Source organism: Bacillus sp. FSL E2-8887, assembly GCF_038007205.1.
Taxonomy (GTDB): domain Bacteria; phylum Bacillota; class Bacilli; order Bacillales; family Bacillaceae_G; genus Bacillus_A; species Bacillus_A mycoides.
Genome location: NZ_JBBOWS010000006.1, coordinates 1 through 8,029, shown reverse-complemented (window position 1 = coordinate 8,029; position 8,029 = coordinate 1). Strand labels below are relative to the sequence as shown.

At 29.2% G+C, this 8,029-nt stretch carries 7 protein-coding genes; 5 read left to right on the top strand and 2 right to left on the bottom strand.

Going from position 1 to position 8,029, the window contains the following annotated elements:
- Positions 1–138: 138 nt before the first annotated feature.
- The 3 genes from NSQ08_RS29830 to NSQ08_RS29820 all read left to right on the top strand — a co-directional run bounded on the left by NSQ08_RS29830 (position 139) and on the right by NSQ08_RS29820 (position 4,597).
- A complete protein-coding gene (locus NSQ08_RS29830) occupies positions 139–2,055 on the top strand; it encodes an AAA family ATPase (RefSeq protein WP_340780655.1) in 1,917 nt (638 codons plus the stop codon).
- Positions 2,056–2,232: 177 nt separating this feature from the next.
- Entirely contained in the window at positions 2,233–2,817 is a 585-nt protein-coding gene (locus NSQ08_RS29825) for a MarR family transcriptional regulator (RefSeq protein ID WP_340780654.1), read from the top strand.
- 1,228 nt (positions 2,818–4,045) lie between these two features.
- The gene (locus NSQ08_RS29820) at positions 4,046–4,597 is read left to right on the top strand and encodes a DUF3967 domain-containing protein (RefSeq protein WP_340780653.1); all 552 of its coding nucleotides are present in this window, start codon (positions 4,046–4,048) and stop codon (positions 4,595–4,597) included.
- 650 nt (positions 4,598–5,247) lie between these two features.
- Here the strand turns inward: NSQ08_RS29820 and NSQ08_RS29815 are convergent.
- The gene (locus NSQ08_RS29815; RefSeq protein ID WP_340780652.1) at positions 5,248–5,913 is read right to left on the bottom strand and encodes a helix-turn-helix domain-containing protein; all 666 of its coding nucleotides are present in this window, start codon (positions 5,911–5,913) and stop codon (positions 5,248–5,250) included.
- A gap of 295 nt (positions 5,914–6,208) precedes the next feature.
- On the opposite strand from NSQ08_RS29815, the gene NSQ08_RS29810 reads away from it, so the two are divergent.
- Positions 6,209–6,451, top strand: a complete 243-nt coding sequence (locus NSQ08_RS29810; RefSeq protein WP_016107356.1) for a DUF3937 family protein — start codon at positions 6,209–6,211, stop codon at positions 6,449–6,451.
- A 21-nt stretch (positions 6,452–6,472) separates the two neighbouring features.
- On the opposite strand, the gene NSQ08_RS29805 is transcribed toward NSQ08_RS29810, so the two are convergent.
- Positions 6,473–7,045: a tyrosine-type recombinase/integrase gene (locus NSQ08_RS29805; RefSeq protein ID WP_340780650.1), complete on the bottom strand. Its 573-nt coding sequence runs from the start codon at positions 7,043–7,045 to the stop codon at positions 6,473–6,475.
- 254 nt (positions 7,046–7,299) lie between these two features.
- Between NSQ08_RS29805 and NSQ08_RS29800 the strand changes: the two genes are divergently transcribed.
- Positions 7,300–7,437 (top strand): hypothetical protein, encoded by a 138-nt coding sequence (locus NSQ08_RS29800; protein ID WP_340780649.1) that lies wholly within the window; start codon positions 7,300–7,302, stop codon positions 7,435–7,437.
- Positions 7,438–8,029: the final 592 nt, after the last annotated feature.

Below are 8,029 nucleotides of genomic sequence, written 5' to 3'. Positions count from 1 at the left end.
TTTCGTATTTTACAATGAAAATAAAAGTGATTTTTTATTTGAAAGTTTATGTTTTTTTTTTTTACTCTTTTGGAAATTAATATAATCCATATATACTATATTTTGTAATTAAAATTTAGGAAAGAAAGGTGTTATGTAGTGAGAGTTGAGTGTATTAGAGTGAAAAATTTTCGATCTATAGTTGATTCTGGAAATTTTTATTTACATAATAATATGACTGTGCTTGCTGGAAAAAACGAATCTGGTAAGTCAACTATATTAAAAGCATTAGAATTTTTTAGTACTGGTGTTTTTTCAGAAGATGATATACCTGAAAAATTCCAAAATATGGACATCGGAAAGATGGATGATATTTTGGAAGTTACAGTTAATCTAAAATTCACATACGAAGAAATTATTGAAAATCTTTTACCTACACAATGGGTGTTGCCTTTTTATGAAGATACATTAGATTTAACAATAAAAAAATCATTTGGAGGATATGGCAAAAATTTAATTACTGAAATTGATGGCAAATTGATAAGGGCTATTTTTGGAGTCAGATTCAATAATATTAAAGATAACTTCATTAATTTATTGCACAATTTAGAGTTAGTAGAAAAATATTTTTCGTATGATTTTGAAGAACTAAAGAGTTATGCTGATATTAAGCCTTTTTCTAATAGTCGCAATTTGAGAAATATATATTATGAACTTCATAATGCAAATCTTCATGTTGAATTTATTAATAATAATGAGTCAATTGAAGCTTTTGCTATTGAGGCTATAGAGGATTTTTTAAGTCTTTCTAGAAAACTTGAAGGTTTTATTGAAGATGTTTTAGAGGATCTTTATGGATTATATATTCATTTTGAACCTAAATTTATTTTATTTGATTCTTTTGATGATATATTACCAGATGTAGTTAATTATAAAGATGATAAAATTAAAATTGTGGAGCGCTTTTATAAAGTAGCAAATATAAATCCAGTTGATCTTTTTCAAGCAAAAGGATTTAATCGTAAAAAAATGACTAGGAAATTTTCAACTGATTTCACTGAGGAATTTTCAAGTTATTATAATCAAAATAAGATGAGATTAGAATGTAGTTTGGATGGAGACGATTTATATTTTTCTGTGTATGATGATAATAATAATTTGCCATTTAGACCTGGACAACGTAGTAGAGGATTTCAATGGTTTTTATCTTTCTTTTTAACTTTAAAGGCGGAGAAAAGTAATAATTGTGTTTTACTAATTGATGAACCTGGACTTTATTTGCATGCTAAGGCTCAAAATGATGTTTTACAAGTTTTAGATAATATATCAAATTATCATCAAGTAATAATGACGACTCATAGTCCTTATTTAATTGATCCTTCGAGATTAGAAAAATTACGATTAGTATTAAAAAATGATGATGGTAGTACATATATTGAGAATAAGATTCATAAAGGGGCTGATAAAGATACTTTAACCCCAGTTATTACATCAATTGGTTTAGATTTAAATAAAGATTTAATTTTTTCTAGAAATGGTATAAATATTTTAGTTGAGGGAATAAGCGATTATTTTTACTTGGAAGCTTTAAAAAAATATATAAAAATTCCGGATGTTGATACTGATAAATTCCGTTTTATTCCGAATGTTGGTGCTACTCAGATTCCTAATTTAGCAGCATTACTTATAGGTTGGGGATTAGATTTTTTAGTTATTCTTGATAATGATAAAGAAGGAGAAAGAGTACAGAAAACTTTACTTGATAAGTTAGCGGTTGATCAAGATAAAATTATTTTTGTGAGTAATGTTAAAAATTTTGCTATTGAAGATATGTTTGCTAAAGAAGATTTTAGTAAATTTATTCTTTTGGAAGATATTGAGGTTGATAATCAAAAATCAAATTCTAAGTTAGCGAATTCTTTTGGTAAAGTATTACTTGCAAAAAGATTTAATGAACTTTGTAATAGTTCCGATCTCGATTTAAATCAAGAAACAATAAATAACTTTACAGAGTTATTTACTAAATTATCTTTTGTAACTTTTAACAATCCAGTTTTACTCTCAAATATAGATTAATAAGAATGGTTTGTATCCAATAAAAAAACCTCTCGTGTTATAATTGAAAGCGACCAAGCAAATCAATTAGAGAAGAGGGGTTTTTATTGGATATATTTATTTTTAATAACTATAAAAATCATAGCATAAAATGTTCCTCTTCTCTAGTTGAAAATCTTAGAAAAGAGGAGAAAGATTATGTCAAAGCTCGCCAATTTAGAACATGCTGAAAAAAATGCAAGATTGAGAGATATCGAAAATTCAAAGATCTTGTCAGAAGAAGAGATGTACATAGTAAATGAACTTCAAGCAAAGGCTAGTTCAAGAGGAATGAAATTAGTTCCTGAACGTAAAATTAAGAATAAAGCGAAGTTTGTTCAGATCATTCAACAAAACATCCAGTATTTATTTGAAATTGATTATTTAACAAATGCTGAGAAGGTATTTTTATTAGATATTTCAATGTGTGTAGGTTTTTTAAGTAATTGCTTAGTTAGTGATATTAACTCTAAAGAACAAATTCCATTAACTCAGCGAGAATTAGCCAAAAAAATAGGAAGACATGAAACGAAAGTTAGTCCTTTGGTTAGAAAATTAATTGATAAAGGTATTATTGCTCGTTCAGAGAGTGGTGTTGATGATAATAATGTTAGGGCATATGCTTTGTTTATAAATCCTCATGTTATGTTTTCAGGGAATAGAGATGAAGTTAACCCGACACTTAAAGCTATGTTTAGAAAGGTTCCTAAACAGCTTAAAAATTTGCCTATTAAATTATTTTAAGTCTACTTTAATTAGTAGACTTTTTTTGTTAATTTCGTACTTACCAAAAACGGTAAGTTTACTTACCGAAAACGGTAAGTACGAAAAATCCTAAACCCCTTGGTATTACTGGTCATTCTCTACTTTGTTATACTTGTCCCTTCTTACTCTATATAGAAATAGCTAAAAGTTCCGCAAGGAACGGGTCGTATTTTCTTTCGCGTTGCTACAGAAAATCTCCACCCTTTTCGCGTTGCTACATCCTTGCCAAACTTTTTTCGGCTCGAGTTTGGATATCACCAAGCCGATACATCCAAAAGCAACTATTTGGGATCATCAGCTTGAATCGCAATTATACGAGCCGAACCGCTAGTGCCTTCGCTTAATAATTTCACTTACCACATTGATAGATACGTAATACGTGGGGGCTCGTCCCCACACGACGAACCAGCCTCAACCCCAAAAGCAAAGGAAAGCCTTCTTTTAAACCTGTTTATTTTGCTTTTTAAGCGTATATTTTTGTTTTTACGATAAATAGTATTGTTTTAGATTTATATTCTTTAAAATGGATTCTGACGCATCTGAATAGCATTTTGTATTTTGTTGTTATTTGATTCTAGATTAAGAATTTATATTTATTTAATGCCTATTGTTTTCTTTTAGTATTTTAAAGTAATGTTTGATTGCAATTTATTAAAAATATCATGTCCTTAGTGAGTACTCACATGGAGACATCAAAGAGACTTTGTGTACTCACTGAGTCTACATCTAGGGACACAATGGGGACATTTTGAGGATTTTATGTCGTCAGTGAGTGGACATCCTGGGAATTTTCGTGTACCCACGTTTAAGCTAGGCTTCGCCTAGTCCCAACCCCTAGTTGGGCCCAAAAACCCCTTATGCTCTTCTCTCTTTTTTGATTCGGAATTTCCAATTTTATAAAATGACTTGTTTTTTAACTGAATTTTATTATGTTAAAAAACAAGAATGTGATTTTAATTATGGTTTGTTGTAAGGTTATTAGAAAACTTTTTGTGGCGCGGCTAGGATCTTTGCTAAATGAAGTATGAATTTGAGATATGAAAAATTCCGTTATTTTCATATGACAGAAGGATATAAACCTTAGTAGAATGAATTAGTAAAAACCTAGGTTTAATACCTAGGTTTCAACGTCGGTTTTTTTTTGGGAACAACCCTTGATATTAAAAATATTTAGGTTTTTATTTAGGTTTTAAAGGTGGGTATAAAGATGGATAAAAGTGAATACCTAGGTGGAGAAAACCCAGGTTATATAGCTATGACTGTTAAAGAAGTTGCATTATATTTAGATGAATCACCAAATGTTATAAGGAATTGGATGAAAGAATTAAAGACATATATTCCTTTAGAGAAAAATGAGTCAGGTTACAATATTTTTGATGAAAAAGCTCTTGAGCAAATGAAGATAGTTAAGCAATTACATCGAGAGCAGAATTACTCAATAAAACAAATTGAACATTATTTTGCTACAGGTGGAGAGAGTATAAAACCTGTTCCTAGTAAAGAAGTTGGAGAGATTTTAGCTGAAGAATTAAAAGCATTAAAAAATGAAGTTAGTAAACTTAGAGAATATAGTGAGAAACAAGAAGAATTTAATAAGTTGTTAATTGAACAATTACAAAAGCAACAAGATTATATTGATAATAAGTTAGAGAAACGGGATCAGAAGTTACTTGAAACAATTCGTGAAGTACAAGAAACAAAATCATTAGCAGCGTCTACGGAATCAAAAGGTTTTTTTGCGAAGTTATTTAGAAAATGATTTTTTTGAGATTTATAATCTGAGTCCTGGCGTTTATGCCGCGAAAGTTCCTTGACGATGAGGGGAACCCTCATGCAAACTCGCCAGGGGTGGCCCCAGAAGGGCGGTTTTTGCCCGCTGGGGTTAGCTTTGGGAGTTTGAGGGTTCGGAGGCTCGTGGTCAAGGGAACCGTGGAATAAAAAGCGAGGACGGACCCCAGGACAGGGCAAAAACCAATGTCTTCGCCAAGATTCGTGGTTCTACTGTTAGAAAAAGGCGAATAAGAATATAGCATACATACAATAAGGGAATGCAGTATAAATCAGTCTACAAGCATTTCCTTGCTATAAAGATGTTAATAATATTTTAATGCTGTTGCCGCTATATATGTCATATTTATTAAGAATAAAAAGATTAATATATCTAGTGTTAAAAAAACATACAATATTATTTTCATCTTTTTAGATGTATCATTTTTAATTATATATATAATAAATAGCATTGTAGTTGATTGAAATAGCATGGTAAAAAATAAAAATGTAATAGCAAACACCATATTCCCTGGTACAAATGGAGTATTCATAATGAGTAGAGAACTAATTATATTAAGAATAAGCGTAGTTAGTATAAAAATATATTTATAAATGTTTTTAATTTTGATCGCCTACTTTTTAATTTTTTAGTTGGTAATACAGTTGTTTATTTTTATGGTTATATATAAGTATTTTTTTATTGTTTTCATCTACAATGTAAACATCTTTTTCTTCCCAATCTATTCCATGAGGTATATCTTTTTCAATTGAAAATAAAACATCTTTATTTCTAAAAGGAATTGAATTTCGATTAGCATGAATGTTTAATTCATGATCTTTTGTTTCAATGCTATAATCTCCTGAATAATTGGCGAAGAAAGGTGTTAATTTACTATAAATATATAGAATTTCTCTTTTATCGCTTTTTTGATAAAAGTGGGAATTAATAACCTTTAGATCTGATGTTTTTATGTCCTTTGGTATAAGTAAAAAGGCAATGAGACAATAAAATATAACAACAATAGTAATTAAAGAATATATGTAGAGAGAGGCTATTAATAAATATCTTTTGTAATTGCTTTGTTTTATTATCTGATTTTGCAAATTTGAATCCTCCTTTAATAAAGAATCAATTGAAACATTAAATAGATTGCTTAAGGCTAATAAATTGGTTAGATCGGGAAGACTTTTTCCTAGTTCCCATTTAGATATAACTTGTCTTGAAATAAATAATTGGCTGGCTACATCTTCTTGTGTCATGTTATTTATTAATCTTAAATTTTTTATTTTTTTTCCAATGTCCATATATGTACCTCCTTTAATTACTTTAATCATTCTAATGTTAAATAGTAAGAAACGCATCGTAGCGTTATAAAAAAAGCATGCAATAATCTGTTGCGGATCCTTTTATTGTGATTTATCTTCTTGATAATTAAGAATTAGGAAGGTGAATTATATAATTAATAAGAGAAATTATAGGGGATAAATTTTGTATAAGTTTTGATTTGAAATAAAATATATATTATCCATTTGTTGACAGAAACACGGAAAGTATATATATATTATTTAATATTATGATTTTCTATTCAAGGGGTGCTATATGTTTAAAGATAAAAAAATGATTCGATTTGGTTTATGGCTATTTGTCTCTTTATCTGTAATTCAGTTTACTATTGGTTGTGTAAAAGGATATTATAAAGCCTCTACAGGTAATGAATTATTAATTTCAGAAACATGGAAAACAGTATTATTAGATGCTCCTGAAGGAATACTTGTTATTTTGGGTGCAATTGCTTTATATCAATTTACAAAAAAAGCACCAGAAAAAACGGCATCTATGTAGATGTCGTTTTTTTGATAGATTTTAAATATAGAAATTATCAAGTACATTGTCTTTTTCTTCTTTATTAATTCCAATGTATTTTAGTGTGATTTGGGGTGTACTATGATTTAGAATTTCTTGCAACATGGCTACATCTTTTGTTTGTTTATAGAACCAATAACCGAAGGTTTTGCGCATAGTGTGTGTCCCGATAGATTCTATACCGGCAAAATCTCCGGCTTTTTGCAATTGTCGATAAGCCTGGATCTTACTAATGGGTTTGTCTCCTTTTCGAGAAGGAAATAACCAGGTATTATCTAGAGTTTGAGCATAAGAGTATACCTCATCAAAAATGGAAGTAAGGTTAATCATGCGTTCTTTCTTTGTTTTTCCTTCTTTGATTTTGAATTCTTTTCTCTTTTTCCGTTTTAATTTTATTATGGTTTGTGTTTCGAGTTGGAGTAGATCACTTACGCGTAATCCGGTATGGATGCCGATAAGAAACAGAATATAGTCTCGTTTGGAACAATGACGTTTGAGAGCCCATTTCATATCTTCGATTTGTTCTTTGCTACGGATGGGTTGGACATCAATGAGATGTTGTTTTTTGTTCATGGGTTTTTTGACCTCTTTATTTATATTGTTTTGAATGTATACTTTCGTTGTATATTTTGAGGATATCAGGTGATTTGGTGAGAATTCAATATTTCAGATGATTTGAATGTAAACTAATAGTTGAAAGTTTACATTCGAAAAATGATAACAACAGTCTAATTATTTAAGGTTAATTTAAGATTGTTTTCATAGATATTTTTAATTTATATATTATAATTACAATATTAAGTTGCGTTTATGGAGGATGTTATAGAGTGAACTACAAAAAGGGTATTATGATAGGTTTATTATGTGTATTTGTGTTTTCATTAGGTGGTTGTGATTTTTGGGATGGATTTAAAGATGGATTCAGTTCTAAAACTGAAAAGGTAGAAAATCAGGAGAAAAAATAAAATTTTGATAGATGTTTTGAGGCCAAAAGACGATTTATTTAATGTCGTCTTTTGTTTTTTTCTAATGAAACTGAAAGTAAACTTCTAATAAAAAGTTTACTTTCAATAAAATAAAAAAAAAACCTTATTAAGATAAGATTCTTTTTTCTTTATTTATTAACTTTTTTCATTAGGGGTTTCGTTAGTTTCGGGAATTATTGCTCTTTTGAGTTTTTCGATATTTTTATAAAGTAAAGGTACGTTTAGAAGCAACTAAAGAGTTACTAAAGTAATTAATAGTTAAAAAATAAAAAGCTCCCATTGGATTAAATCGGAGCTTTTTTATGTTTAAACTTTTTGGTAAAGATAGAAAATCGAGCGAAGCGACAAACGTTTTAGGACGAAAAAATGAAATTTTGAGACCGGAAAAACGGTAGAGGTTGTAGGAATTTCCTACCAAGTCAAAAACATCGTTTTTGGGGGAGTGTGGTCACACTCCCGTAGCTTGCCCTTTCCTTTTTACTTTAGAATTTTATGTTTTAATTGTTATTTTTCTTTTGTTTTACAAGAATATTGATAATGGCTCAGGAAAGAAGTTTGATGTTAAGCTATT

Bases quoted from the DNA above. Each gene is read 5' to 3' on its own strand.
- NSQ08_RS29815 (WP_340780652.1), bottom strand. From the start codon at position 5,913: ATGGACATTGGAAAAAAAATAAAAAATTTAAGATTAATAAATAACATG.
- NSQ08_RS29810 (WP_016107356.1), top strand. From the start codon at position 6,209: ATGTTTAAAGATAAAAAAATGATTCGATTTGGTTTATGGCTATTTGTC.
- NSQ08_RS29805 (WP_340780650.1), bottom strand. From the start codon at position 7,045: ATGAACAAAAAACAACATCTCATTGATGTCCAACCCATCCGTAGCAAA.
- NSQ08_RS29825 (WP_340780654.1), top strand. From the start codon at position 2,233: ATGTCAAAGCTCGCCAATTTAGAACATGCTGAAAAAAATGCAAGATTG.
- NSQ08_RS29820 (WP_340780653.1), top strand. From the start codon at position 4,046: ATGGATAAAAGTGAATACCTAGGTGGAGAAAACCCAGGTTATATAGCT.